Annotated in this window: 20 protein-coding genes; 12 read left to right on the forward strand and 8 right to left on the reverse strand. The window is 61.1% G+C overall.

Going from position 1 to position 26,030, the window contains the following annotated elements:
- Positions 1–45: 45 nt before the first annotated feature.
- The 4 genes from KGB07_RS08115 to KGB07_RS08130 are packed head-to-tail and all read right to left on the reverse strand — an operon-like array spanning position 46 to position 4,855.
- Positions 46–1,071: a DUF2955 domain-containing protein gene (locus tag KGB07_RS08115; RefSeq protein WP_046038802.1), complete on the reverse strand. Its 1,026-nt coding sequence runs from the start codon at positions 1,069–1,071 to the stop codon at positions 46–48.
- A complete protein-coding gene (locus KGB07_RS08120) occupies positions 1,061–2,179 on the reverse strand; it encodes an HlyD family secretion protein (protein WP_223465168.1) in 1,119 nt (372 codons plus the stop codon). Before KGB07_RS08120 ends, KGB07_RS08115 begins: the two co-directional genes overlap by 11 nt.
- Positions 2,172–3,683, reverse strand: coding sequence for an efflux transporter outer membrane subunit (locus KGB07_RS08125; RefSeq protein ID WP_223465169.1), 1,512 nt, complete (start codon positions 3,681–3,683; stop codon positions 2,172–2,174). The genes KGB07_RS08120 and KGB07_RS08125 overlap by 8 nt, the downstream gene beginning before the upstream one ends.
- Before the next feature lie 14 nt (positions 3,684–3,697).
- Positions 3,698–4,855, reverse strand: coding sequence for an AI-2E family transporter (locus tag KGB07_RS08130; protein WP_046038806.1), 1,158 nt, complete (start codon positions 4,853–4,855; stop codon positions 3,698–3,700).
- Positions 4,856–5,422: 567 nt separating this feature from the next.
- On the opposite strand from KGB07_RS08130, the gene KGB07_RS08135 reads away from it, so the two are divergent.
- From KGB07_RS08135 to KGB07_RS08155, 5 genes are all read left to right on the forward strand, one after another.
- Positions 5,423–6,325 carry a LysR family transcriptional regulator gene (locus KGB07_RS08135; protein WP_223465170.1) on the forward strand — a complete coding sequence of 301 codons (903 nt, stop codon included), beginning with the start codon at positions 5,423–5,425 and terminating at the stop codon, positions 6,323–6,325.
- A gap of 118 nt (positions 6,326–6,443) precedes the next feature.
- Entirely contained in the window at positions 6,444–7,070 is a 627-nt protein-coding gene (locus tag KGB07_RS08140; RefSeq protein WP_223465171.1) for a glutathione S-transferase family protein, read from the forward strand.
- A gap of 63 nt (positions 7,071–7,133) precedes the next feature.
- Positions 7,134–9,164, forward strand: coding sequence for a pyridoxamine 5'-phosphate oxidase family protein (locus KGB07_RS08145; protein WP_223465172.1), 2,031 nt, complete (start codon positions 7,134–7,136; stop codon positions 9,162–9,164).
- A 109-nt stretch (positions 9,165–9,273) separates the two neighbouring features.
- Entirely contained in the window at positions 9,274–10,470 is a 1,197-nt protein-coding gene (locus KGB07_RS08150) for a DUF3142 domain-containing protein (protein ID WP_223465173.1), read from the forward strand.
- On the forward strand, positions 10,457–12,574 hold the full coding sequence (locus KGB07_RS08155) for a hypothetical protein (RefSeq protein WP_223465175.1): 2,118 nt from the start codon (positions 10,457–10,459) through the stop codon (positions 12,572–12,574). Before KGB07_RS08150 ends, KGB07_RS08155 begins: the two co-directional genes overlap by 14 nt.
- 3 nt (positions 12,575–12,577) lie before the next feature.
- On the opposite strand, the gene KGB07_RS08160 is transcribed toward KGB07_RS08155, so the two are convergent.
- Complete coding sequence (locus tag KGB07_RS08160; protein WP_046038815.1) at positions 12,578–13,207, reverse strand: LysE family translocator; 630 nt, start codon at positions 13,205–13,207, stop codon at positions 12,578–12,580.
- Positions 13,208–13,352: 145 nt separating this feature from the next.
- Here KGB07_RS08160 and KGB07_RS08165 point away from each other — a divergent pair, with 145 nt between their 5' ends.
- Positions 13,353–13,826: an Lrp/AsnC family transcriptional regulator gene (locus KGB07_RS08165; RefSeq protein ID WP_057712676.1), complete on the forward strand. Its 474-nt coding sequence runs from the start codon at positions 13,353–13,355 to the stop codon at positions 13,824–13,826.
- 112 nt (positions 13,827–13,938) lie between these two features.
- Here the strand turns inward: KGB07_RS08165 and lpdA are convergent, their stop codons facing one another.
- On the reverse strand, positions 13,939–15,339 hold the full coding sequence (gene lpdA, locus KGB07_RS08170) for a dihydrolipoyl dehydrogenase (protein WP_223465177.1): 1,401 nt from the start codon (positions 15,337–15,339) through the stop codon (positions 13,939–13,941).
- Positions 15,340–15,553: 214 nt separating this feature from the next.
- Between lpdA and hflK (KGB07_RS08175) the strand changes: the two genes are divergently transcribed.
- The 5 genes from hflK (KGB07_RS08175) to cfaB all read left to right on the forward strand — a co-directional run bounded on the left by hflK (KGB07_RS08175) (position 15,554) and on the right by cfaB (position 22,914).
- A complete protein-coding gene (gene hflK, locus KGB07_RS08175) occupies positions 15,554–17,512 on the forward strand; it encodes a protease modulator HflK (RefSeq protein WP_223465178.1) in 1,959 nt (652 codons plus the stop codon).
- The gene (hflC, locus tag KGB07_RS08180; protein WP_046038821.1) at positions 17,509–18,549 is read left to right on the forward strand and encodes a protease modulator HflC; all 1,041 of its coding nucleotides are present in this window, start codon (positions 17,509–17,511) and stop codon (positions 18,547–18,549) included. The genes hflK (KGB07_RS08175) and hflC overlap by 4 nt, the downstream gene beginning before the upstream one ends.
- Positions 18,546–19,604, forward strand: a complete 1,059-nt coding sequence (hflK, locus tag KGB07_RS08185) for a protease modulator HflK (RefSeq protein WP_223465180.1) — start codon at positions 18,546–18,548, stop codon at positions 19,602–19,604. Before hflC ends, hflK (KGB07_RS08185) begins: the two co-directional genes overlap by 4 nt.
- A complete protein-coding gene (locus KGB07_RS08190; RefSeq protein ID WP_046038824.1) occupies positions 19,601–21,511 on the forward strand; it encodes a cation-translocating P-type ATPase in 1,911 nt (636 codons plus the stop codon). Before hflK (KGB07_RS08185) ends, KGB07_RS08190 begins: the two co-directional genes overlap by 4 nt.
- Before the next feature lie 218 nt (positions 21,512–21,729).
- Positions 21,730–22,914 (forward strand): C17 cyclopropane fatty acid synthase CfaB, encoded by a 1,185-nt coding sequence (cfaB, locus tag KGB07_RS08195; RefSeq protein WP_223455211.1) that lies wholly within the window; start codon positions 21,730–21,732, stop codon positions 22,912–22,914.
- Here cfaB and cls read toward each other — a convergent pair.
- Positions 22,911–24,350 carry a cardiolipin synthase gene (cls, locus tag KGB07_RS08200; protein WP_046038827.1) on the reverse strand — a complete coding sequence of 480 codons (1,440 nt, stop codon included), beginning with the start codon at positions 24,348–24,350 and terminating at the stop codon, positions 22,911–22,913. The two genes, cfaB and cls, sit on opposite strands and share 4 nt — an antisense overlap.
- A gap of 132 nt (positions 24,351–24,482) precedes the next feature.
- On the opposite strand from cls, the gene KGB07_RS08205 reads away from it, so the two are divergent.
- The gene (locus KGB07_RS08205; protein ID WP_046038829.1) at positions 24,483–25,004 is read left to right on the forward strand and encodes a DUF3617 domain-containing protein; all 522 of its coding nucleotides are present in this window, start codon (positions 24,483–24,485) and stop codon (positions 25,002–25,004) included.
- A 99-nt stretch (positions 25,005–25,103) separates the two neighbouring features.
- Here the strand turns inward: KGB07_RS08205 and KGB07_RS08210 are convergent, their stop codons facing one another.
- Positions 25,104–25,985 carry a His/Gly/Thr/Pro-type tRNA ligase C-terminal domain-containing protein gene (locus KGB07_RS08210; RefSeq protein WP_046038831.1) on the reverse strand — a complete coding sequence of 294 codons (882 nt, stop codon included), beginning with the start codon at positions 25,983–25,985 and terminating at the stop codon, positions 25,104–25,106.
- Between the last annotated feature and the right edge of the window lie 45 nt (positions 25,986–26,030).

Raw genomic sequence — 26,030 nt, forward strand, 5'->3', positions numbered from 1 at the left:
TTATCCACAGATGAAAAACCCCCTTTTCAGGGGGTTTTTCTGTTTCTAGGCGGTCGTAATTCGACGCTGGCGCCGCGTGTCCAGCAGATGGACCATGACGCAGGCGTACAAGGTCACCAGGATGAACAGGCCCATGCGGATGGCGAAGGCGGTGTAGACATCCTTGCCCGCTGCACTGTCCTGCACCGATTGGCCCAGCAGAATGATCAGGGTCGCCAGGCTGTTGAGCCAGAAACTCGGTGGTTGTCGGGTCCGGGCCAGTCCATAGAGTTTTCTGGACGCCAGCAAACCGAACAGCAACATCCACAGAAAGAACATCCACAGGTTGACGAACAGGCTCAGCGCGCACCAGAAAAGAATCGCCATCAGGCCACCGAGCAGAGTCGAGCCGAGCAATTCCTGGCCGGCGGTGCGGGCGCTGGTCGCGCAGCTTTGTTGGCCGAGGCTGACGGCTTTCATGATGATCGGCAGATAGCTGGCCGGGTCGATCATGGCCAGCAGGAACGTCGGCAGCACCACCAGCGTGGCCCGTAGCGCCAGCCAACCGCTTTCGGTTGGAGTAAGGCTCGGGTCGGGTTTGGCCGCGGGGGCACTGGCGGGGTCGGGAAACAGCCAATGGCTGATGGTCAGCGTGGTGACGGCCAGGAACAAGCCTTTGACCAGGGCCACGATCACCTCAAGCGCCAGGTCGAATTCGGCGGTTCCGGCCGAACTGATCAAGGTCAGGCCCACCACCAGGAAAGTCGCTACCAGAGGGTTGCCGCCGCGCAGGCCATAACCGAAGGCCAGGAACAGGCACAGTCCGACCAGCAACACGCCACTGAACGGGTAGTAACGCAGCAGAGGAATGAGCAGCAGGCCGGTCCCGGTGGTCAGCATCAGGATCAGGATCAGACCCAGGCTGGCCTTGAACGGCAAAGGCCGGTTCATCGCTGCCAGCATCATCAGCGCCAGCATCGGCGAGAGGAACGGGATGGGCAGGGCCAGACCAAAGCTCGCCGCCAGGCACAGCGCCGTGCCGAAGCTCAGGCGCAGGGCGCGCTGAACCCGGGGCGGGCGCTCAATACGCATAGGACAGCCAGCTCATCACGCGCAGGAACAGGCGACCCAGGATATTCAGCGGGTTACTTTCACTCGGGAACGCCATGACTTCGGCCTGCCCGCCGGACCGAATGCCTTGCGGGCCGGTCAACTCACCGGGCTCGAATTCGATGATGACCGGAAAGCGTTGGGCAGGGCGTAGCCAATCGCGGCTGTTCTCCACTTTCGGCAGGCTGCCCGGCTGGGTGGTCTGGCCGATATCAACGCCATAGCCAACGCTGCGCACATGGCCTTTGAAAATCTCCCCCGGCAGGGCGTCGAGGACGATGGATACCGGCGTCCCGGGCTGGACACTGCCCAGATTGTTTTCGGTCATGTCGGCGCTGATCCACACATCGTGGATGGCGATCAGAGTCATCACCGGAGCACCAGCGGCGGCGAACTGGCCGACATCGGTGCGCAGATCGGTGATCAGGCCGGCCGAGCGCGCGTGGACCTTCGTATTGCTCAAGTCCAGCTCGGCTTTTTCAAGGTTACTGGCGGCACTGAGCAACTGGGCGTTTTCGCCTTCGTTACCGCCCTGTTGTTCGCGCGCACGTTGCACTTCGGCCTTGGCCGCGGCAACCTGGCTGATGGATTCTGACAGGGTGGCGCGGGATATCTCCAGGCGGCGCAGCGAGATGGTGCCCGGGTCTTCGCTGTACAGGCGTTCAAGCCGCTGGATGTCCTGGCGTGCCTTGAGCTCGTTGGCCTGGGACGCGCGCAGGGACGCTTGTTTGGAATCGACGCCGGCTGTGTTGGCGCCCACCTGGCGACGGGTCGACTCAAGGTCGGCGCGAGCGCGATCGACGGCAATCTGGTACTGCTCCGGATTGACTTCAAACAGCAATTCGCCGGTCTTGACGTCCTGGTTGTTGCGCACATGCACCTTGGTCACCCGACCGGATACCTCGGCGGCCACCGGTACAATGAAGGCCTGCACCCGTGCCTGTTGCGTGTAGGGCGTGTAACGGTCGGCCATCAGGTACCAGACCAGACTCAGGATGATCAGCAGCACCACCCAATTGATCGCTTTTTTCGCAGGGTCGGCGGCGGGTGCCGGGGCTTTCTCGTCGGCCGGTAGTTGGCTGTCAGTCATGGGCACTTTCCTTCGGTTCGTCGAGCAGATCGCCCCAATCGGTCCGTTCTTGCATTTGTTTGCGGGTGGCCGGGTCGACCATCGGCTGGTCGCTGTACCAACCTCCGCCCAAAGCCTTGTAGAGGGCGATCAGGCTGTTGACGGCGGTGCCACGGTTGACCAGGTAGATATCCTGCTGGGCAAACAGGGCCCGCTGGGCATCCAGCACGCGCTGGAAATCCGAATAGCCTTCCCGGTATTGGGCGTTGGCCAGGGTCACCGAACGTTCGGCTGCCACCGATGCATCGCTGAGGATAAGGTCGCGTTCCAGCGCCTTGATCAAGCCGGTCGCGGCATCGTCGGCCTCACGGGCCGCCTGGCGCACACTGTCCTGGTAGATAACGATCAATTGCTGCAAGCGAGCGTCCTGCACGCGAACGTTGTTGGTGATTCGGCCGTGGTCGAAGATGTCCCAGCGCAGACTGGGGCCGGCCACGAAGTCGAGGGTATTGGGCGCAGCGTTGAGCGAGCTGGCGGACCAGACGATGCTGCCCAGCAGGCTGATGGAGGGGTACAGGTCGGACTCGGCCACACCGATCAATGCCGACTGCGCCGCCACTTGCAGTTCGGCAGCACGAACATCGGGGCGCCGTACCAGCAGGTTGGCCGGCACATCCTGCAAGACCGCAGTATCGAGCAGCGGCACTAAGCCGGTGTTGCGATTGAGGTCAGGGATCGAGCCGGGTGGCTGGCCGATCAGGGTGGACAACGCATTGCGCAGGCTCGCCACCTGGCTCTCGAACTCCGGGATGGTGCTCAGGGTACCCAGGTACTGGGTCTTGGCTTGTTGCAGGTCGAGTTCGGCTTCGGCCCCACTGTTGAACAGGCGCTCGGTGATCTCGTAGCTGCGTTTTTGCAATTTTGCGTTACTGCGGGCGATGGCCAGGCGCGCCTCGGCGGTGCGCAAGGCGTAGTAGTTTTGCGCCAGTTGCGCGTGCAACAGCACCAAGGCATTTTCATAGTTGGCCTGGGCGGCAAACCAGGAGGCGTCGGCCGACTCGATGGCACGACTGAAACGCCCCCAGAAATCCAGCTCCCAGCCGATATCGAAGCCGACGCTGTGTTGCCAGAAATGCGTGTCCTGAGGGTTGGCGCCGCCCGACTGCCGACGGTTCAGGTACAGGCTGTCGGCGCTGGCCTGCTGCAATTGCGGGTAGCGGCCGGCCAGTGCGATGCCCAATTGTGCGCGGGATTCCATGACCCGCAGGCCTGCGACGTGCAGGTCGGGGTTGTGGGCATCGGCTTCGGCCATCAAATGGTCCAGCACCGGGTCGTTGAACACGCGCCACCATTGGCGGCTGTCAGGTTGCGCGTGTTGTTGGCCGGCGATCTCCAGGGCCGGGCTGTTCCAGTGGTCGACCCAGGGCTGGGCCGGCGACTGGAAATCCGGGCCCAATTGCACGCAGCCCCCCAGGACGACGGTGCCACAGAGCAGAAGCCGGCTGATGCGAGCAGGGCGTGGCATCAAGCGCAAACTCCTCAAACAGGACGCTGGTCGTTCATTGCCTCTGTCTTCGGTGTCTCGTTCAACGCCTCGATCTCGGGTGTCTCGTTCATTGCCTCGACAGTCGGTTGGTCCTGGACCCACTGCCAGAACAGCTGGTAGCCCACCGCCAGCGCAACCGGCCCGATGAACAAACCGATGAAGCCGCCGCTTACCATGCCGCCGAGGGCGCCAATCAGAATCACCGGCATGGGTACATCGACGCCACGACCCAGCATCAACGGCTTGAGGACGTTGTCGGCCATCCCGGCGATCAGGCTGTAGATGCCAAACACGACAGTGCCCAAGGTGGTGCCGTCGGTGGCGAAGACATAGGCGATCACCGGGATGGTCACCAGAAGTACCGGCAATTGCATGATCCCCATCAGCAGCGCCACCATGGCCAGCAGCCCGGCACCGGGGACGCCCATGAGCACGAAGCCCACGCCAACCAGCAACATCTGAATGAACGCGATGCCCACCACGCCCTGGGCGACCGCGCGGATGGTTGCAGTGCAGAGTTCGGTAATGCGAGGGCCACGCTCTGGACCGGAAAGGCGCGAGGTGATGGCCATGGCGCTTCTTTCGCCGTTTTCGCCATAGGCCATGAGCACGCCGGCAATGATCAGGGCGCCGATGAACAACAGAAAGCCCACGCCAACGTCGGCCATTTTGCCCAACAAGGTCAGGCCGACAGACTTGATATAGGGCATCACCTTCATCACCACGCTGCTCATGTCGGTGGCAGCCTGCATCCAGTAGCCGTAGAGCGGTTTGCCAATGAGCGGCAGGGAAGCGATTTTTTCGCTGGGGAGCGGAATCTGCATCGTATCGGACTTGAGGATCGCCAGGGTGCCCTGGACCGATTCACTGATCGAGGTGCCCAGCAGGTAGATCGGCACCATCAGCAAAGCCAGGGCGACCACCACGATCAGGGTGGCGGCACGACCGTCCTTGTTGACCAGTTTGCGCTTGATGAGCCCATGCAGCGGATACAGGGTGATGGCCAGAATCATTGCCCAGAGCATGAGGTTGAGGAACGGGTGGAAGATCTGGAAGCAGAACAGTACCAGCACCGTAATCAACCCGGCACGAATCAGCACGTCGAGCAAACCACCGGACAGTGCTCTAGCAGAAATGTTAGTGCGCAACATTGTCGAACTCCTTGCTGTGTCACACAGGTTAGCCAGGCCGTTGAAGTTCAACTCTCCCCTACTTAGTGAATCCATAAAGCAAATCGACGGACAGCCGTCAAAGCGTTAAAAACCCATAACGCCTTACTTTAAGTAGAGAAAACTTCAACGAGGTACCTACCAAAAACCCAATAGGTAACAGGGTGGTTTGTAGTATAGGAGCAGTCGTATATTCCGCCTGTTTATACCGGCTGGAATTCTGCTGCAGTTGATGGAGTCCGCTGCAAGCCATTGCCTGAAGCGGTTTGGAATCTGAACCAATGGCTCTCTTTTCTCTACCGGGCATTAGCCGTTGCAGCGGGCTGATCAGGATAATTGCCAACTGTCGCACCCGTCGCAAGAAAATAATCCTCATTAATTATCAATAATTAAGGTTTGTGACACGCTTGGTTTTTACGGTGCAGACGCTAGAGTGCAGTAGCCCATTGATCTACCTGATGGTCGCGCGCCCAACTATGGTGTTTAACATTTGCGATTAAATTTTCGCTCTTCGGTTGCGATTTATCTATCTGAAATGAGGACAGTCCCATGGACCGCTTCCAGGAAATGCAGGTCTTCGCTGCTGTCGCCAAGGAGCAGGGTTTTTCGGCGGCGGCGCGAGGTTTGGGTCTGTCGGCGGCCAGCGTTACCCGGGCGGTAGCGGCGCTTGAGAAGCGAATTGGCACACAACTGCTAACGCGTACCACGCGCAGCGTGTATTTGAGTGAGGCCGGCCAGCGATATCTGGAGGACTGTCGGAGAATTCTCGCCGAGGTGCAGGAAGCCGAGGACTCTGCTGCGGGCAGCCATATCTATCCCCGTGGGCAACTGACCATCACCGCACCGGTCTTGTTTGGCGAGCTGTTTGTCACGCCGTTGATGGTGAATTATCTGACGCAATTCCCCGAGGTCTGCATCAACGCGCTGCTGGTGGACCGGGTGGTGAGCGTGGTCGAGGAGGGCGTCGATGTGGCCATCCGCATCGGTGAACTCCCCGACAGCAACCAGCATGCGATCCGTGTGGGCGAGGTGCGGCGGGTGATCTGCGCCTCGCCACAGTTTCTGGCCAGCCATGGTCGGCCCAGGCATCCCCGGGAACTGGCCCAGGCGCCGATTATCGCGACCTCGGCTATCGGCCAACTCAGGAGTTGGCCATTCATTGAAGACGGCGAAACCCTGAGTGTCCGGGCTGAACCGCGACTGGTGGTGACGGCCAATCAGGCGGCCATCACGGCAGCCAGTTTGGGGTTGGGATTCACGCGGGTACTGTCTTATCAAGTGGCGAGCAAGGTGGCCGCCGGCGAGCTGGAAATCATTCTGGCCGACTTCGAGCTGCCGCCGTTGCCTATCCATGTGGTCTATCAGGGCGGGCGCAAAGCGCCGGCTCGGGTGCGCAGTTTTGTCGATTTCGCGGTGAAGACCCTGCGCGAGCATCCGGCGCTCACGCGTTGAATTATTTCGCCCGCTGAAATAATAGATTGCGTTGGCTGGTGATTCTGTTGGTTTTGATGTGAGTAGAAGATACGACCACCTTTCTCCTGAACAGCAGCACTCACCCGAGGTCTCGACCATGCAAGCGATCAAACTCTACAACTTCCCACGTTCCGGCCACGCCCATCGTGTCGAGTTGATGCTGTCCCTGCTGAAACTGCCGACCGAGTTGATCTTCGTTGACCTCGCCAAGGGCGAACACAAGCAACCGGCGTTTCTGGCGCTCAATGCGTTCGGTCAGGTGCCGGTGATTGATGACCAAGGCGTGGTGTTGGCCGATTCCAACGCGATTCTGGTTTACCTGGCGCAAAAATACGGCAACGGTCGCTGGCTGCCGGCTGATCCGGTAGGGGCCGCCAAGGTCCAGCGCTGGTTGTCGGCGGCTGCCGGTCCGATTGCCTTCGGCCCTGCCCGGGCAAGATTGATCACTGTGTTTGGCGCGCCTTACAACGCTGCGGAAGTGATTGCCTACGCCCATACCGTGCTCAAAGTGATCGATCACGAACTGGCCGATACGCCGTATCTGGCCGGCACTGAACCGACGATTGCCGACGTCGCCGCCTACAGCTACATCGCCCATGCGCCTGAGGGCAATGTGTCGCTGGACGAGTACGCCAACATTCGCGCCTGGCTGGCCCGCATCGAAGCCTTGCCGGGTTTTGTCGGCATGCCGCGCACCGTCGCCGGTCTGCAAAAAACTGCCTGATGCTGGTGGCCCGGTGTTGTCGGGCCACCCCGTACTGCGCCAGTGGCGCAAGGGAGAAACCGTATGGACCGTTCACCCTGGCATGCCGGCGAGAAACAACTGCAGGCACATGTGGGCGTTGCCGAACGAATGGAGGCGTTCGGTCGTAAGGTGATTCGCAGCGAGATGCCGGACCAGCACCGCACCTTCTATCAGCAATTACCGTTCATGCTGTACGCAGCGGTGGATGCCGACGGTCATCCCTGGGCCAGCATTCTTGAAGGTCAGCCCGGTTTCGCACACTCGCCAGAACCTGGCTTGCTGCAATTTCGCAGCCTGCCGGCCTTTGATGATCCCGCGCAGTTGAGCGACGGCTCGGCCATTGGCCTGTTGGGCATCGAGTTGCATACCCGCCGCCGAAACCGCATCAATGGGCATGTCCGCGCCATGACCACGGGCGGTTTCGCGGTGACGGTGGACCAGTCCTTCGGCAATTGCCCGCAGTACATTCAGTTGCGCCAGTTTCGCTCGGTGCCGCTGGCCGATCCCTCGACGCGTGTCGCCCAGCATTTCAACGAATTGGATGACGCGGCCAAAGTCATGATCGCCGAGTCGGACACGTTCTTCGTTGCCAGTTATGTGGATGTCGATGGCAAACGTTCGGTGGATGTTTCTCACCGTGGCGGTCAGGCCGGTTTCGTACAGGTGGAAGGCAATCGCCTGACCATTCCGGATTTCGCCGGCAACCTGCATTTCAACACCCTAGGCAACCTGCTGCTCAATCCCCGGGCCGGGTTGTTGTTCATCGATTTCAATACCGGTGATTTGCTGCAGCTCCGTGGGCGCACCGAAATCATCCTTGATGGTCCTCAGGTCGAGGCGTTCCAGGGAGCCGAGCGCCTGTGGACAATCGATGTCGAGCAGGTGGTCCGTCGCCCGGCTGCCCTGTCGTTGCGCTGGCGCTTCGACGGTGTTTCACCTACCAGCTTGCTCACCGGCACATGGGAGCAGGCCAAGGCGCGTTTGCAGGCCAAGGCCTTGGGCGATCAATGGCGGCCGTTGCGGGTGACGCGGATTGAAGCGCAAAGCCACAGCATTCGCTCGATTTACCTGGAGCCTGCCGATGAAGCAGGGTTGCCACTGTTCCAGGCCGGGCAGCATCTACCCCTGCGCTTCAACATTGACGGCGATGTGCACATCCGCACGTACAGTTTGTCGAGTGCACCGTCCGATGATTTTTTCCGCATCAGCGTGAAGCGTGACGGAAGGGTGTCTACGCATTTGCATGAGCAGATTCGTGTCGGCGACTTATTGGAAGCGCGGGCGCCGCAAGGGCATTTCACCGTGGCGCCCCATGAGCGTCGGCCATTGGTGTTGCTGGCGGCCGGAGTCGGCATCACGCCGTTGTTGTCGATGCTGCGGGAGGTGGTTTACCAGGGATTGCGCACCCGCCGTATCCGGCCGACATGGTTCATCCAGAGTTCGCGCACGCTGGCCGAGCAGCCGTTTCACCGGGAGCTGGATCGCTTGCTTGAGGATGCCGGGGACGCGGTGCGGGTGGTGCGTTTGCTCAGTCAACCGGAAGCCGAGGCGATACAAGGAGAGGACTTCGACCTCAGTGGACGGATCGACGTCGCGCTGCTCAAGAATCTGCTGACAGTCGAGGACTACGATCAGCTGGATTTTGTCGTCTGTGGTCCCGGGAGTTTTACCCAGGCGCTGTACGACGGCTTGCGCGAGTTGGACATTCGCGATTCGCGGATTCACGCCGAAACCTTCGGCCCGTCCACCTTGCGCCGGCGACCGGACCCCGATGCGGTGGTGATCGAGCAACCGCCAGCCGCAACCACGTCCGTGCCCGTAGTGTTCCAGCGTTCGGCCAAGGAAGCGCGCTGGCAGCCAGACGGCGGCAGCTTGCTGGAGTTGGCGGAAAGCCGTGGCCTGCGCCCGGAATTCAGTTGTCGTGGCGGCTCCTGCGGCACCTGCAAGACGCGCTTGATCAGCGGTCAGGTGCATTACCCACTGCCGCCAGCCGAGGTGCCGGATGACGGACAGGTGCTGATTTGCTGTGCGATTCCGGCGCAGGGGGCACAGCCGTTGGTACTCGATATCTGAAGATCATTGCAGGCGAACATTGCCCGTCGGTCGATGGCTGGGTAGGGTAGTGAGCAGAACGAAAAAGGGCCGCAGAGGCCCTTTCTGCATTTCAGGAACAGGCGTTTCAATGGTTTTTTTCACTCGCTCGATGGTCTTGCTGATGGCGCTGGTGCTCACCACCGGTTGCGAAAGACAGGATGCACCGCCGCTGGATCAACAGCTTTACGTCTGGCAGCGGCAGTGGACGCCGGCCCACGACGCAGCCCTCCGGGACAGCCGCGCCGATTTTTCGACGTTGCGGGTGCTGGCCTTGCAGGCTTTCCCCTACGCCGGCTGGAGTCGGGCCCGGATTGACCCGGCACTGCTCAAGCGTGATGGCCGGCCGGTGATTGCGGTGATTCGCCTGGATGGGCAGCTTAAGGCGCTGGATCAGGATGAGATCACAGCGCAAATCCGGCAGGTGATCAGCGATTGGCAGGGGCAAGGGTTGAACCTCGCTGGCGTGGAAATCGACCACGATGCGGGTAACGCCCGGCTACCGTCGTACCGCAAATTTCTCGCGCATTTGCGCGAAGCGTTGCCGACCTCGCTGCCGCTGAGCATCACGGCGCTGCCGTCCTGGCTCGACAGCCGCGAACTGCCGGCGCTGTTATCCACAGTCGACAGCAGCGTGTTGCAGGTGCACGCGGTGAGCGATCCGCGTCGTGGCTTGTTTGATGCCGATCAGGCTCGGCAATGGGCGAAGGCCTGGAGCCGCGTCACGACTAAACCTTTCTATCTGGCGCTGCCGGCTTATGGCGTGGCGTTGCTGCCGTCGGCGGGCGGCGCGCCTGTTGTGGAAAGCGAAGTGACGCTGGAGCGCGAAGGCTTGCGCCGGGAATTACTTGCCGATCCGTCGTCGTTGCGCACCCTCGGCACCGAGTTGCGGGCCGATCCACCGAAACATCTGGCGGGCCTGATCTGGTTTCGCCTGCCATTGGCCAACGACCGTCGGGCCTGGAGCTTGACCACCTTGCGCGCCGTGGCGCGTGGTGATGTCCTCGACAGTCAATTGAAACTGAAACTCTCGGCCGACAATGGCCTCTATGACATCGGCATCAGCAACCAGGGCAACCTCGACCGCGCCTGGCCCGAACACCTGACACTGGCGGTCAGCGGTTGTGAGGGGGCTGATGCCTTGGCCGGTTATGCGTTGCAACAGCGTCCGGATCTGCTTACCTTCACCCGCCTGCGCGATGGCCGAATACCGGCCGGCGGACAGCGTGCCATTGGTTGGGCTCGCTGCGCACACATTGATCAAGGAGGTTCGAATGTTCACCCGTAACTGGCCGCGTCATTTGCTTTGCCTGAGCCTCAGCCTGCCGCTGGGTTCGGCGCTGGCCTGCGGCCCGGACTTCCCCATGCGCCTGCTGGATAACCGAGGCCAGTCGCTGGCGGAACTGCCGGAAGGCAACTTCAGCTTTGAAATCAGCCGCCTCGGCCACGCCATCAACGGGTTGAAGAACGTCACTGCTGGCGCCGACAACAGCGATGAACCTGACCTTGTAGCGCTGCGCGATCAAGCCGAGCAGGTGGGGCTTTCCGCCGAGCAACAGCTGTTGGTGAAACACCTGCGCAGCCTGACGGATCCCCGTCAGGTTGAAACCGAAGGGGCGCAACTGCCACTTGAGCACAGGCTGTATCTGGCGGGTGCCGTGGCATTTGGCGCGGGTGATCCTGCCTTGGCCGCCGGGTATTTCAAGAAAGTGCTGGCCCTACCCGCCGAGCAACGGGCTTCGCGCAGCACCTGGGCGGCTTACTCGTTGGGTCGCGCATTGTTCGCCATGAGCGCCGAAGCCGATGCGGCTCCGGATCTGCTCGAACAATCCGCCAAGGCCTTCGAGCAAGCCCGGCAACTGAGCATCGACGGCTTCAGCGATCCACTGGAACTGGGTGTCGCCAGCCTCGGTGAAGAAGCCCGGGTGGTGCGCACCGCCGGCGACTGGAACCGCGCCATCGAGTTGTACGCCACGCAAAATCTGCACGGCTCCGCGGTGGGGTACGAATCGCTGAAGCTGTTGATGGCGGACCTGATGACGCTGCCGGATGATCAAGTGGCCGAGTTGCTCAAGGGCCAGCCAGTGCAGCAACTGGTGACCGCATCGCTGATCAGCCGGTTGGGTTGGTCGTTCGGCGATCAACCGCCCAACGAACAAAAAATGATCAAGCTGCTGCAAAACAGTACCCGTGGCAGTCTCGAAAACGCCGACCGCCTGGCGGCGATGAATTATCAACAGGGTGATTACGCCAGCGCCAAGGCTTTCCTCGAGCATGCTGGCGATGGCGGTTTGGCCTGGTGGTTGCGGGCAAAACTGGCGGTGCGCGAGGGCGATAAGAGTGCGGCCGCCGCAGCCTATGCCAAAGCGGCCCAGGCCTTCCCGCAGAATGAGTCCTGGGGCGAGCGCCGAACCCCGGACTATGATTACGAAACGCTCCAGCCCAAATGCCGGGTCGAGGGTGAAAGCGCGATCCTGGCCCTGCAACGCGGGGATTACCTGCAAGCCTTCGATCAGCTGTATCGCAGCCAAAGCATTTACTGGTTCGACGCCGCCACCGTTGCCGAGCGCGTGTTGACCCTCGAAGAACTCAAGCACTACGTCGACACTCAAGTACCGGCACCGCCGCCGCTCAGTCAGCTGGACCGCGACAACTACGTGCCCTTGCCGGTGGCGGCGAGCCTGCGCAATCTGCTGGGTCGGCGTTTGTTGCGCGAGGGGCATTACGAGCAAGCGCCGGCATACTTCGACAATGACGGCTTGCGGCACAAGGCGAGATTGTATGGCGAGCAACGTCTGGCGGCTGATTCAGCCTGGTGGCCGACCCGTCGCGCCGCTGCGCTGTTCAATGCGGCCTGGACGGCCCGCGAGTGGGGTATGGACATTCTGGGCTACGAGATGGCGCCGGACTACGCCACCTTCGGCGGTAACTTCACCCTGGCAAACGACGAACTCAAGGTCGGTCCATTGGTGGCCGAGGACGAAGTGAAGCGCCAGCAGGCCAGCGCTGCCCAGCCAGATCAGCGTTATCACTATCGTTTTGTGGCCACGGCGCTGGCGAGCAAGGCGGCGGATAACTTGCCTCACACCAGTCAGGCGTTTGCGGCGGTGCTGTGCGAGGCCTCGGGGTGGAACAGCAGCCTCGAGGAGCAAAGTGCGATTTATCAGCGTTATGTCAAAGAAGGGCCTTACGTGGAATGGGCCGCCGATTTCGGCCACCAGTGCCCGTACCCCGACTTCGAGAACGCCGACAAACGCTACGTGACCCAAGTCACCGATGCTGCGCGTTCGGCTTTGCGACCGTACAAGACGCCGTTACAGATCGGTAGCGTAGTGGTGTTCGCGGCAGCCGCGCTATTGATGTTCAAACGTCGCAGCCGCAAGGCGCAGTGAGGTTCAAGCCTGTTGCACAAAGGTCAGCCGCACGGCGAAACCGATCAACAGGCTGCCGAACAACCATTGTTGCAGGCGCTGGGCTGAGGGGCTGCGTTGCAGCCAACGGCCGAGTGCCGCGCCGATCAAAGCGTAGGCGCTGTCGAACAGCAAACCGACGCCGACCAGCACCACGCCCAACGTCGCAAATTGCCCGAGCACCGGCCCGGCCTGTGGGTTGATGAATTGCGGCAGCAGCACCGAGCAGAACAGCAGTGCCTTGGGGTTGAGCAGGTTGGTCAGCAGTCCGCGTCGGATGGCTGTACCCCAGCGCGTTTTTTCGCCGGTTGCGTCGGCGCTGGTGAGGCTTGGCAGCATCGTAGTTCGCAGGCACTGAATGCCGATCCACAGCAGATACGCGGCGCCGGCCAGGCGCACCACGTCGAAGGTCCAGGGCGCCGCCTTGAACAGTGCCGCCAGCCCCAGCGCCGCCAATGCCACATGACAACCCCGGGCGATGCCCAGGCCCACGGCCGTGGCCAGCGCGGCGCTTTTGCCTTGGCGGGCACCGGTCTGCAACAGCAGGATCATGTCGGGCCCCGGCAACAGGTAGACCACTGCCAGTGCCATGAAAAACAGCCAGAGACCTTGCATGTTGCACCCCGTTCGTTGTCGATTTGGTCGTACCAGTCTAGGGCTGGAGGGCGGGGCAGGTGCTTGCGTTGTCAGCTTCTATCGGGTCGTGTATTGGCATAATCTGCCACTTAATCAAGATTGAACCATCAGGATCTGCCAAACCATGAAACTCGACGCCTACGACCGCAAGATTCTCGCCGCGCTGCAACGGGATGGCCGCCTGAGCAACGTGCAACTGGCAGACGAGATCGGCCTGTCGGCATCGCCATGCTTGCGTCGGGTTCGGATGCTTGAAGAGGCGGGGGTGATTCGCGGCTACCAGGCCAATCTTGATCGCGATGAAGTGGGATTGGGGCTGACGGTGTTTGTCGGGGTCAAGGTCGAGCGTCATAACGATGAACAAGCCGAAGCCTTTCGCCTGGCGGTAACGGCATTGCCCGAGGTGATTTCGGCGTTTCTGGTGTCAGGGGAGTCGGATTTTCTGCTGCAGGTGGTGGTGCCGGACTTGCGCGCCTATGACCGGTTTCTCACCGGGCGATTGCTGAAGCTGCCGGGGGTGAGTGACATCCGCAGCAACTTTGCGATTCACACGGTGAAGGCCCCGGGGGTGTTGCCGCTGGAGCATTTACCGCTCTAGACCGAGTCGTCTGCATCGCGAGCAGGCTCGCTCCCACAGGTACAGCGCAAACCTTGTGGGAGCGAGCCTGCTCGCGAATGCGATAGATCTGTCACTCCAAGTCCTTCGGGTCTTACATCTGCGTCGCCATCCCCTCCACATTCATCGCCGCCTGGCGCAAGGCCTCGGAGCGGGTCGGGTGTGGGTGGCAGGTCAGGGCGATGTCTTCGGCCGAGGCGCTGAACTCCATGGCCACGCAGTATTCGCCAATCATTTCACTGACGCTCGGGCCGACCAGATGCACGCCGAGGACTTCGTCCGTGCGCTCATCGGCCAGCACTTTGGCGAAGCCTTCGGTTTCGTGGTTGATCTTCGCCCGGCTGTTGGCGGTGAAGGGAAACTTGCCGACCTTGTACGCCCGGCCTTCCGCCTTGAGTTGCTCTTCGGTCTTGCCGACGCTGGCCAGTTCCGGTTTGGTGTAGACGACACTGGGAATCAGGTTGTAATTGACCTCGCCCGCCTTGCCGACGATCTGCTCGACGCAGGCCATGGCTTCGTCCTCGGCCTTGTGGGCGAGCATGGGACCTGAGGTTACGTCTCCAATCACCCAGACCCCGGCGGCTTCGGTGCGATGTCCTTTATTGGCGAGCATGCCGCGCTTGTCGGTGGCGAGGCCGACGTTCTCCAGGCCCAGGCCCTGTGTATAAGGTCGGCGCCCGATGGCCACCAGCACATAATCGGCTTCCAGCAACTCTGCGGCACCACCAGCGGCAGGCTCGATGCTGAGCTGAACGCCATTGGCGGAGCTGGTGGCGCTGGTCACTTTGGAACTCAATTTGAAACTCAAGCCTTGCTTGCTCAGTGACCGTTGCAGGGTTTTGCCGGCTTCGATGTCCACGCCGGGGCAGATCCGGTCGAGAAACTCGACCACCGTGACCTGCGCCCCAAGGCGTCGCCAGACCGAACCCAGTTCCAAGCCGATCACGCCAGCGCCGATCACCACCAGATGCTTGGGCACCTCGGTCAGTGCCAGGGCGCCGGTGGAGTCGAGGATGCGTTTGTTATCGATGTCTACACCGGGCAGGGGCGTGGGCTCGGAACCGGTGGCGATGATGATGTCCCTGGCGCTCAACTCGGTCATGCCGCCGGCGCTATCGGTCACCGTGACTTTGCCCGGCCCGTCGATATGGCCCCAGCCTTTGATCCAGTCGACCTTGTTCTTGCGGAAAAGAAACTCGATGCCTTTGGTCAGCCCGGTAACGCTTTCATTCTTTTGCTTCATCATCTGGGCGAGGTTGAGGCTGGGTTTGACGTCGATCCCCAGGTTGGCGAATTCCGCACCCATGGCGGCGTCGTACAGTTCGGAGGCATGCAGCAACGCCTTGGAAGGCATGCAGCCAACGTTCAGGCAGGTGCCGCCGAGTGTGGCGCGTCCTTCTACGCAGGCAGCTTTCAGACCCAGTTGTCCGGCGCGGATCGCCGCGTTGTAACCACCGGGGCCTCCGCCGAGTATCACGACGTCATAAGTGCTCATGGATGTACTCCTGGATCGAAAGGGGAAAGGATGGGTAAAAGTAGTTCCTGGATAAAATTACGAACGTAATATGTGCATTGTGCCTCATTTCGGTCAAGGCTTCAGGTAAGCGACAGGATGGGCATCTTTAGATAGCGCGCTTGAATACGGAAATTTCACCATTTTCGTTATATCGTAACGAATTGTCCTGTAAGCGAAGACACTCTGGGGTGGTATGCAAGTCGATCTCGATGTTGATGAAACGCCGTTAGCCGGGTTGCCGCGCTTTCAGCAGGCGTTCATTCAAGGGCGGCGTTTGCGCCAGTTCGCCATCGGCGCGGGCGTATTCGCGACGGTGGGTGTGCTGCTGGCGTTTTTTGCCGGACTGTTTTCGTCGCAAACACTGTGGCCAGCGTTGTTGCTGAACCTGAGCGCGGCGTCTGTGGTGTTGATGGCGGGTTCGCAATCGGCCTGGTGGGTAGCCCAGTGGCGTGCCCGCGCCATGAATCCCGAAGTCCCGGTGGTTGTTGTCGACGAATCTGTCGTGCCTTCGGGGTGGTATGAACGCTTGCTGGACCGGATCGGCCGGCAATCGCAGCACTTGCTCGGGCAAATCGGCGCGCCGACGTTGTGGCTTGGCGGCTGGGCATTATTGGCGGTATTGGGCGTGGAACAGGCCTGGAACCTCACGTTGCCCCCGGCAGCGTTGGGCCTGTCGGCCACTGTCGGGGCAGCGTGCTTCTTGCTGCTGGCGTTCGGCCTGTTGGTGATGGAGCGCCATCTGGCGCAGGAGAACACCACGCAATGGCCCGAAGCCGCTACGTTGGCGCAATTGATCCGTGTGGCGATCATCAGCTTGGTGCTCGGTGCTTTTTGTCTGTTGTTTGCCGATGAAACCTCGGTATGGCCCGTACGCCTGGCGGTGTTGATCGGACTGCTGCCGGGGCTGGTGGCGGCAGAACTGTTACTACGCGCGGTGTTGTCATTGTTCAGCCCGCGCCGCGACCGCCTTGAGCCAGAGCTGTTGGCGCGCAGCTTTATTGCTGACATGCTGCGCTGGCCACCACAGCCATTGCTGGCGTTGCAGCACGAATTGCATAACCGCTTCGGCATCGATCTGCGGCAGATCTGGGCTTTCACTTACATGCGTCGGGCGTTCCTGCCGGTGTTGGCGGTGGTGTCGCTCGTTGGCTGGTCGCTGACCGGCATTCACGAAATTGCCCTGCAAGGGCGTGGCATCTACGAACGATTCGGTAAGCCAGTGGAGGTGTTCGGCCCAGGTTTGCATATGGGTTTGCCTTGGCCTTTGGGCCGGGTGTTGAGTGTCGAGAATGGCGTGGTTCACGAGTTGGCCACCAGTGTTGGCGAAACCACAGCCCCCATTCAGGCCGACCCCGCCGAAGGCCCGGCCCCGGCAATTGCCAATCGCCTGTGGGACGCCAGCCATGTGAACGACAAATCCCAGGTGATCGCCAGCAGCCGAGCCGACAGGCAGAGCTTTCAGATCGTCAACATGGACGTGCGCTTCGTCTATCGCATCGGCCTGAGCGATGAGGCAGCGTTGGCTGCGACCTATAACAGTGCCGATGTGCCGATGTTGATTCGCAGCACCGCCAGCCGAATCCTGGTTCACGACTTCGCCTCGCGTACCCTCGACGGATTGCTTGGCGAGGACAGGGTAGGGCTGGCCGAAGAAATCGGCCGCGCCGTCCAGGCTGACTTGAAAAAACTCGACAGCGGCGTAGAGATTCTCGCCACGGTGGTCGAGGCGATTCACCCGCCGGCTGGTGCAGCCAATGCCTATCACGGCGTGCAAGCGGCGCAGATTGGCGCGCAAGCCTTGATCGCCCGTGAACGCGGCGCCGCCGCCGAGGCCACCAACCAGGCGCAGTTGCAGGCCAGCATCGCCCGCGATCAGGCGACGGCCAGTGCCCGTGAAATAAACGCTGGCGCCCAGGCCGCAGACCTGAAATTCAACGCCGAGCGGAAAGCCTATGCCAGCGCTGGCCAGGCCTTCGTGCTGGAGCAGTATTTCAGTCAGTTGTCCCAGGGTTTGGCCAACGCCAGATTGCTGGTGCTCGATCATCGTCTGGGCGGCAGCAGCAATGCGCCGACCATCGACCTCCGTACTTTCACGCTGCCGGTTGACCCTGCGCCGTCGCGTAAAACCGCTCAGCCAGGAGCTGCCAATTGAGCCAGTCCCATTCCCACGATCACGATGACCACGCCGGCCACGATCACGGCCATGGCGGGCATCACCACCACGGCCATCACCATCATCACGGCGATCCGCAGGAGGCCGGTCCATTCCCATGGCGTCGGATGGGGTGGGCGGCATTGCTGGTGGCATTTGCGGTCGCTGCCGCAAGCCTGGTGCAGGTGCGCTCAGGTGAAGCCACAGTGATCACGCGCTTCGGCAATCCATCGCGAGTCTTGCTGGAGCCGGGACTGGGTTGGCGCTGGCCGGCACCGTTCGAGGCGGCGATCCCGGTGGACCTGCGACTGCGCACCACGTCCAGCGGGTTGCAGGATGTGGGAACGCGGGACGGTTTGCGCATCATCGTTCAGGCCTACGTGGCGTGGCAGGTGCAGGGCGATCCGGACAATGTGCAACGTTTCATGCGCGCGGTGCAGAACCAGCCCGATGAAGCCGCGCGGCAGATTCGCACCTTTGTCGGCTCCGCACTGGAAACCACCGCCAGCAGTTTTGATCTGGCGAGCCTGGTCAATACCGATGCCAGCCAGGTGCGCATTGCCGATTTCGAAGCACAACTGCGCAAGCAAATCGATCAGCAGCTGCTCACCACTTATGGCGTGCGCGTGTTGCAAGTCGGTATCGAACGATTGACGCTGCCTTCGGTGACGCTCACGGCGACGGTCGACCGGATGCGCGCCGAGCGTGAAACCATCGCCACTGAGCGCACGGCCATCGGCAAGCGTGAAGCCGCGCAAATTCGTTCCGCCGCCGAGCGTGATGCGCGAATTGTGCAGGCCGATGCCACGGTGAAAGCGGCGGATATCGAAGCGCAATCGCGCGTGGAAGCAGCGCAGATTTACGGTCGCGCCTACGCGGGATCGCCGCAGCTTTACAACCTGCTGCGCTCGCTCGACACCTTGGGCACGGTGGTAACGCCAGGGACCAAGCTGATTCTGCGCACCGATGCCGCACCGTTCCGGGTGTTGGTTGACGGTCCGCCGAGCCTCGACAACAAATCCGGATCGCAGCCATGAGTTTGGTTCCACGTGGAACAAATGAGTTGAGCAGCCCCTGGATTCAGGCCGGGCGCTTGGCATTTCTGGCATTGTACGCGGTGACGGTGTTGGCGGCATTGGCGTGGGCGTTTTCCAATGTGCGGCAGATCGATCCGCAGAATCGTGCGGTGGTTTTGCATTTCGGTGCGCTGGATCGCATTCAGAATGCCGGGCTGTTGTTGGCCTGGCCGCAACCGTTTGAGCAGGTGATTTTGTTGCCGGCGGCGGATCGGGTGATCGAGCGTCGAGTGGATGGACTGTTGCGCAGTGGTGCCGCAATACAGGCAGATCGCGTGGCCAGTTTTGCCACGCCCATCAGCGATGCCCTCGCAGGCTCCGGCTACCTGTTAACGGGTGATGCCGGTGTGGTGCAACTGGATGTGCGGGTTTTCTACAAAGTCACCGAGCCCTATGCGTTCGTGCTTCAAGGCGAACATGTGTTGCCGGCACTGGATCGATTGGTCACCCGCAGCGCTGTGGCACTCACCGCCGCACGGGATTTGGACACCATCCTGGTCGCCCGGCCAGAGCTGATCGGCGCTGACAGTCAGGCGGCTGAAAGACGCGAACGCTTGCGTGGCGATCTGGTGCAGGGCATCAACCAGCGTCTTGCCGAACTCACGGCGACGGGGCAGGGATTGGGGATCGAGGTGGCGCGGGTCGATGTGCAATCAAGTCTGCCAAGCCCGGCGGTCAATGCCTTCAATGCGGTCCTGACAGCCAGTCAGCAGGCGGACAAAGCCGTGGCCAATGCGCGTACCGAAGCCGAAAAGCTGACGCAAACTGCCAACGAGCAAGCCGACAGAACACTACAAGTTGCCCATGCTCAGGCCAGTGAACGACTGGCCAAAGCATCCACCGACACGGCCACTGTGTTGAGCCTGGCCAAGGCACAGCAGCAAGGTACTGACCCGCAAATGCTGCTGCGCATTTATCGCGAGCGGATACCGAAAATCCTCGGCCAGGCCGGCTCCGTCACGACGGTCGACCCCAAAGACGATTCCCGCCTGATCATTCAGGGAGCTGCACAATGACCGCTCAAACCGCCGTCGCACCGAGCCTGTTGTCTTCGGCCGAACAGCTCCGCGCCGCGCGCCAGTTGACCCTGGCCATGCTCGCATTGGGCCTGCTCGCGCTGGGACTGATCTGGCGTTGGCTGGCGCCAGAGCAAACCGGTGTCAGTCAGCTACTGCTGGGCTTTGCCTCGCTGCTGGTTGCCATACCGGTCATGCGCTCGGCCTGGTACAGCCTGCGCTATCCAAGCCTGCACGGCATCACCGATCAATTGATTGCCCTGGCCATGCTGGGTGCCTGGGCCACCGGGGATCTGCTGACGGCGGCCCTGTTGCCGATCATCATGATCTTCGGTCACGTGCTGGAGGAGCGCAGCGTGATCGGTTCCCAGGAGGCGATTCATGCCCTCGGCAAACTGACCCGCAGCCATGCACGCAAGGTTCAGGCGGACGGCTCGATCATTGAAGTCGACAACGGCACGCTCAAGGCTGGCGACTTTGTCGAGGTGCGGGCGGGGGACCGGGTGCCGGCGGATGGTCGGGTGTTATCCGGCCAGGCCAGCCTGGACACCGCCTCCATTACCGGCGAATCGGTACCGATGGAGGCGGGCGTCGGTATGTCGGTGTTTGGTGGCGCGATCAACCTCGACGGTCTGCTGCGAATCGAAGTGACCCGCACCGGCCAGGAATCGACCCTCGGCAAAGTCATCGCCCTGATGCAAAACGCCGAGCGCTCGAAACCGCCGATCACTCGTTTGCTTGAGCGTTACGCGGGCAGCTATATGGTGCTGGTGTTGCTGCTGGCCGCCGTGACCTGGTTCATCACCAACAACGCTCAAGCGATGCTCGCGGTGTTGGTGGCGGCCTGTCCTTGTGCGTTGGTGTTGTCGGCACCGGCCACGGCGATTGCCGGGGTAGCGGTAGCGGCACGCCACGGGATATTGATCCGCAGTTCTGCGTTCCTTGAAGAGTTGGCGGACCTTACTTCGCTGGTGGTCGACAAGACCGGGACGCTGACCTTCGGCACCTTGCGCCTGCAATCCATCGACAGTCCGTTGGAGGATCGCAGCCATGTCCTGAAGCTCGCCGCCAGCCTCGGCTCGGCCAGCAGTCACCCGGTCAGCCGTGCGCTTGCGGGATTGGTGACCCAGGAGCATTTCCTGCTGCTTTCTGACATTCATGAGCGCCAGGGTTTGGGCGTGGTGGCAATGACCGAGCAGGGCGAAGCGGCGCTCGGCCGGCCGGAGTTGTTTGCGCAACTGGGCATCAGTACAACGGAGGTTCCCGATCATGACGGCCCTATTGCAGGGCTGGCGCTCAACGGTGAATTCCTCGCCTGGCTGTTGTTGGCCGACAGCGTCAAACCCGAGGCGCAATTTGCCTTGGGTGAGTTGCGCGACCTCGGATTGGGTCGCCAGTTGTTGCTCACCGGTGACCGGCACAGCGTTGCGCAAACGCTCGCTCGGGATGTCGGAATCAGTGACGTCGAAGCGCAAGCCCTGCCCGAAGACAAGCTGAACCGTGTGCTCAAGGAAATCGACAGCGGCTTCCGGCCAATGGTGGTCGGCGATGGCATCAACGACTCCCTGGCCCTCAAGGCTGGCGTGGTCGGTGTGGCCATGGGCGCGGGCGGTGCGGACATCGCCCTGGCATCTGCAGACATCGTGCTGATCGGCAGTGATCTGCGCCGCCTCGGCACCTGCGTGCGCCTGAGTCGTCAGTGCCGCCAGACGTTGCAGGTCAATGTGATTATCGGATTGGGCTGGACCTTGGCGATCGTGGCCTTCGCCGCGTTCGGCTGGCTTGGCGCTGCCGGGGCGATGATTGCGGCGCTGCTGCATAATCTCAGCACCTTGTTGGTGTTGGGCAATGCCGGTCGTTTGCTGCGGTTCCAGGAACCGTTGCTCAAGCTCAAGGACGAAACCTGAAGGCGAATGCTCTAAACCGGGTAATCACTTGGCTTAATCTTTTTAGAACTGTGCGCCCGGTTCGTAGTCATTGGAGATGAGGGCACATCATTTTGTGCATTCGCGGCGGCAGGTGTAGGCGTCGCGAATCATTGAAATCGGCTATTAGTTCGATAGCCAGCTATTTTTCAAAGATGGTCTACCCTCTGTTTAGACGTCTGAAACAAGGGGGCTTCTCCATGCTCGCGCATCTTCCACCGGCCTTACAGAATCTGCAATTACCGCTTCGCCTGAGACTCTGGGACGGCCATGAACTTAATCTGGGACCGGCGCCCAGCGTCACGATTGTGGTCAAGGACCCACAAATGGTCACCCAGTTTACCCATCCAAGCCTGGACGCCCTCGGTGCTGCTTTTGTCGAAGGCAAACTGGAACTCGAAGGCTCCATCAGCGAAGTGATCCGTGTCTGCGATGAATGGAGCCAGGCGTTGCTGGACGAAAACGACGACAATCAGCCCGTTCGTAGCGCCCACGACAAAGAGACAGACGCCAAGGCGATTTCCTACCACTACGACCTTTCCAACGCTTTCTATCAACTGTGGCTCGACAGCGACATGGCGTATTCCTGCGCTTACTTCGAGACCGGCAGCGAAAGCCTCGAGCAGGCCCAGCAAGCCAAGTTCCGTCATCTGTGCCGCAAGCTGCGCCTGCAGCCCGGCGAATATTTGCTGGATGTGGGTTGCGGGTGGGGCGGATTGGCGCGTTTTGCGGCGCGGGAATTTGGCGCGAGAGTGTTCGGTATCACCCTCAGCAAGGAGCAGTTGGCCCTGGCCCGGGAACGCGTGAAAGCGGAGGGCCTGGAGGACCTGGTAGAACTGCAACTGCTCGACTATCGCGATCTGCCGCAGGATGGCCGTTTCGACAAAGTGGTCAGCGTCGGCATGTTTGAACACGTTGGCCACGCCAACCTGGCCGAATACTGCAATACCTTGTTCGGCGCGGTGAAAGAGGGTGGCCTGGTGATGAACCACGGGATCACCGCCAAATACACTGATGGCCGTCCGGTAGGACGTGGTGCCGGAGATTTCATCGGGAAATATGTGTTCCCCAATGGCGAGCTGCCGCACCTGTCGATGATCTCTGCCGAGATCAGTGAGGCGGGGCTTGAAATCGTCGACGTGGAGAGCTTGCGCCTGCACTACGCTCGCACGCTCGATCACTGGAGCGAACGCCTGGAAGACAACCTCGAAGCGGCCTCCAGACTCGTACCGGAACAAGTCCTGCGCATCTGGCGGCTGTACCTGGCCGGTTGCGCCTACGCGTTCGCCCGGGGCTGGATCAACCTGCACCAGATTCTCGCGGTGAAGGCCCACGCCGATGGCAGTCATGAACTGCCATGGACTCGTGACGATATCTACCTCTAGAGAATCGGCGAAATAAGCCGTGCGACCCGCATGCCGACCTGCTGCAGGCGGTGGGTCTCCCGGCCTTCTCCTTTGGCGATTTCGTGGGCGTTGGCGAAGTCATCGTTGAGCATCTGTTCCACCTCGGTGGCAAAGGCGCTGTCGACGGTCAGCAACATCACTTCGAAATTCAGCCGGAACGAACGGTTGTCCAGGTTGGCGCTGCCGATGGCGCTGATTTCACGGTCGATCAACACCACTTTCTGGTGCAGGAATCCGGGCTCGTAACGGAACACCCGCACACCGGCGCGCACGGCTTCGAAAGCGTAGAGGCTGGAGGCGGCGTAGACGATTCGATGGTCGGGCCGAGACGGCAACAGCAGGCGCACATCCACACCGCGCAGTACCGCCAGGCGCAACGCTGCGAACACGGCTTCATCGGGGATGAAGTACGGGCTGGTGATCCAGACCCGTTCCGTTGCCGCATGGATCGCTTCGACAAAGAACAGAGAACAGGTTTCGTAGGGGTCTGCCGGCCCGCTGGCGAGCAACTGGCACAGCACGCCGTCTTCCGGATAAACCTCGGGCAGGATCAGTGGCGGCAGGGCATGAGCCACCCAGAACCAGTCTTCAGCGAAAGATTCCTGCATGCACGCCACCACTGGTCCGCGCACTTGCACGTGGGTATCGCGCCAAGGGGCCAGGGGCGGTTTCTCGCCCATGTATTCATCACCGACGTTGTGCCCGCCGACGAAGCCGAGAATGCCGTCCACCACCACTATCTTGCGATGGTTGCGGAAGTTCACCTGAAAGCGATTGAACCAGCCACTACGGGGGCCAAAAGCCTTGACCTCGACCCCGCCATCACGCAAGGCCTGCACATAGCCGTTGGGCAGGGAGTGGCTGCCGATGCGGTCATACAACAGGTAGATCGCCACGCCTTCGGCGGCTTTCTTCAACAGCAAAGTCTGCAGCCGTTGGCCGAGGCGGTCGTCGTGGACGATGAAAAACTGGATCAGCACGGCTTCTTTCGCCTGGCTGATGGCATCGAAAATGGCGTCGAATGTCGATTGGCCGTTGATCAACAGCCGCGTCTGGTTATTGGCCAGGCAGGGCATGTGTCCAAGCTTGGGCATCGCTCTGAGTGAGGCGTAGGCAGAAGAAGCGCGGGCGGTGAGGGCTTCTTCTACCCAGGGTCGCCAGTTGAGTTCGGAAACAGCCTTGCGCATCTCCTCGTTGGCCTGCCGCCGGGCCTTGATGTAGCCATCAAAGGTGCTGCGGCCGAACATCAAGTACGGAATCAGCGTGAAGTAAGGGATAAAAAACAGCGACAGGGCCCAGGCGATCGAGCCTTGGGCGGTACGGACGGTCAACACGGCGTGTATGGCCGCGATCAAGCCCAGCGAGTGCAACAGGGCGATGGTATAACCGAAAATATGCGGTCCGAAATAATCCATGGGGGCTGCCTTGCTCCTGAAGATTCAGTGCTTAACAGACCATGTTCCGTGCAGAATGTCGCTAATTAATTCGCCCATGAACCGAAGCCGGCGGCTGACGTCTAACGGCCACTACTGATCAGGAGTTACTCGATGAACGTTCGTCTGCTGGGTTTGGCCATGGCACTGGGTTTGGCGCTTCCTGTGGCGGCTCACGCGCAAATGCTGCAACCAGGATTGTGGGAGCTGACCACGAGCAACATGAAGGTCGACGAGCAGAATATGCCGGACCTGCAATTGATCCTCGGTCAACTCCAGAGCCAGATGACCCCTGAGCAGCGTGCATTGCTGGAAAAACAGGGCATCACCGTGGGGGGTAAAGGGATCCGGGCGTGCCTGACCCCGGAACAGGTCAAGACCGACAACATTCCGCTGACCGATCCGCAGTCGGGCTGCAAACAGGAAATTACCGACCGCTCCGGCAATCAGTGGAAATTCCGCTTCAGTTGCCCGAGAGCCCAGGGTGCCGGCGTGGCGACGTTCCTCAGTGATCGCGAGTTCACCACCAAGGTCAACGGGACGTTCAACGCCACCGGCCTTCAGCAGAAGGGCAGCCTTGAATCCCGCGCCGTCTGGCTGGGGCAGGATTGCGGCACTGTGAAGCCAAGAGCTTAAAAAAGCTTCGCGAGCAGGCTCGCTCCCACATTGGTTTTGTGAACACCACAGATCCAGTGTGGGAGCGGGCTTGTTCGCGAAGGCGTCCTTCCAGCCTCCCTAGATCATCCCCGGCCGACTCAACCACTCACACGCAGCCTCGACAGCCATCCGGCCAAAATCCTCCCCCGTGCGACTGCGCACACTGACGAACCCCCCAGCCTGTTCTTTTTCACCAACCACAACCAGGTACGGCACGGTCTGGCTGTGCTGGCGAATCTTGTAGCGGACTTTTTCGTTTCGCAGGTCGGCCTTGGCGCGCACGCCTTTTTGGCGCAAGGATTCGGTCACCGCTTGTGCATAAGTCGCCTGGCGGTCATCCATGCTCACGACAACCACGTGAGGTGGAACGCGCCAGTGTTGCAGTTCCTGATGGCTGGACCAGCAGGTGCCATAGATCCGTTGTTGCACCGTGCCGCTGATGTGATCAAGGGCAAACGCCTGCAAGACTTTTGTGGTGGGGACGTGCGGTCCATGGCTCTGGTACTCGGTGTCCCCCAGACGGTACAGCGGCACTGCTTCGCGCACCGGCCGTCGACGGATCGAGTGATTGGTCGCTGCCAGTGACTGCATGCGCGCTTCGATGAGAGGCAGGTCTGCCGGGGTCAGCGGTTGCTCGACTGTAAACTCGTAAAAGAAACCGTCACCCAATTCCTTTCCCGCACGCATTTGTGCATGAGGGTGGAGTTGCTTGACCGCCATGGCCAGCATCAATGCACAGGAGCGGCGCAGGATCTCCAGGCCGTCCGGCTCCCGGGGGGTGACAATGCTGACCCGGGAATCCGCCTCGATCATGTATTCGCAGTCCACCAGTACACCATTGACTCGGCCCGCTACGGCCGCACTGGCCAGTTCGGCGCCGATACTGGCGGCCACCTCGTGCACGGACAGTGGCTGATCGTATTCACGCAATGAACCATCGGGCAGGGTGATCTGGATCATGGTCGGCGTACTCACGTGCTTCTAACGAGCGTTATCGCATAAACC

The organism is Pseudomonas sp. GL-RE-26, assembly GCF_019956275.1.
GTDB classification, from domain to species: Bacteria; Pseudomonadota; Gammaproteobacteria; order Pseudomonadales; family Pseudomonadaceae; genus Aquipseudomonas; species Aquipseudomonas grandcourensis.

Excerpts from the sequence above, each read along its gene's own strand:
- KGB07_RS08140 (WP_223465171.1), top strand. The coding sequence starts at position 6,444 with ATGCAAGCGATCAAACTCTACAACTTCCCACGTTCCGGCCACGCCCAT.
- KGB07_RS08210 (WP_046038831.1), bottom strand. The coding sequence starts at position 25,985 with ATGATCCAGATCACCCTGCCCGATGGTTCATTGCGTGAATACGATCAG.
- hflK (WP_223465178.1), top strand. The coding sequence starts at position 15,554 with ATGCAAGTCGATCTCGATGTTGATGAAACGCCGTTAGCCGGGTTGCCG.
- KGB07_RS08155 (WP_223465175.1), top strand. The coding sequence starts at position 10,457 with ATGTTCACCCGTAACTGGCCGCGTCATTTGCTTTGCCTGAGCCTCAGC.
- KGB07_RS08190 (WP_046038824.1), top strand. The coding sequence starts at position 19,601 with ATGACCGCTCAAACCGCCGTCGCACCGAGCCTGTTGTCTTCGGCCGAA.
- KGB07_RS08165 (WP_057712676.1), top strand. The coding sequence starts at position 13,353 with ATGAAACTCGACGCCTACGACCGCAAGATTCTCGCCGCGCTGCAACGG.
- KGB07_RS08205 (WP_046038829.1), top strand. The coding sequence starts at position 24,483 with ATGAACGTTCGTCTGCTGGGTTTGGCCATGGCACTGGGTTTGGCGCTT.
- KGB07_RS08145 (WP_223465172.1), top strand. The coding sequence starts at position 7,134 with ATGGACCGTTCACCCTGGCATGCCGGCGAGAAACAACTGCAGGCACAT.
- hflK (WP_223465180.1), top strand. The coding sequence starts at position 18,546 with ATGAGTTTGGTTCCACGTGGAACAAATGAGTTGAGCAGCCCCTGGATT.
- KGB07_RS08160 (WP_046038815.1), bottom strand. The coding sequence starts at position 13,207 with ATGCAAGGTCTCTGGCTGTTTTTCATGGCACTGGCAGTGGTCTACCTG.
- KGB07_RS08150 (WP_223465173.1), top strand. The coding sequence starts at position 9,274 with ATGGTTTTTTTCACTCGCTCGATGGTCTTGCTGATGGCGCTGGTGCTC.
- KGB07_RS08115 (WP_046038802.1), bottom strand. The coding sequence starts at position 1,071 with ATGCGTATTGAGCGCCCGCCCCGGGTTCAGCGCGCCCTGCGCCTGAGC.
- KGB07_RS08135 (WP_223465170.1), top strand. The coding sequence starts at position 5,423 with ATGGACCGCTTCCAGGAAATGCAGGTCTTCGCTGCTGTCGCCAAGGAG.
- KGB07_RS08125 (WP_223465169.1), bottom strand. The coding sequence starts at position 3,683 with ATGCCACGCCCTGCTCGCATCAGCCGGCTTCTGCTCTGTGGCACCGTC.
- KGB07_RS08130 (WP_046038806.1), bottom strand. The coding sequence starts at position 4,855 with ATGTTGCGCACTAACATTTCTGCTAGAGCACTGTCCGGTGGTTTGCTC.
- cfaB (WP_223455211.1), top strand. The coding sequence starts at position 21,730 with ATGCTCGCGCATCTTCCACCGGCCTTACAGAATCTGCAATTACCGCTT.
- KGB07_RS08120 (WP_223465168.1), bottom strand. The coding sequence starts at position 2,179 with ATGACTGACAGCCAACTACCGGCCGACGAGAAAGCCCCGGCACCCGCC.
- lpdA (WP_223465177.1), bottom strand. The coding sequence starts at position 15,339 with ATGAGCACTTATGACGTCGTGATACTCGGCGGAGGCCCCGGTGGTTAC.
- cls (WP_046038827.1), bottom strand. The coding sequence starts at position 24,350 with ATGGATTATTTCGGACCGCATATTTTCGGTTATACCATCGCCCTGTTG.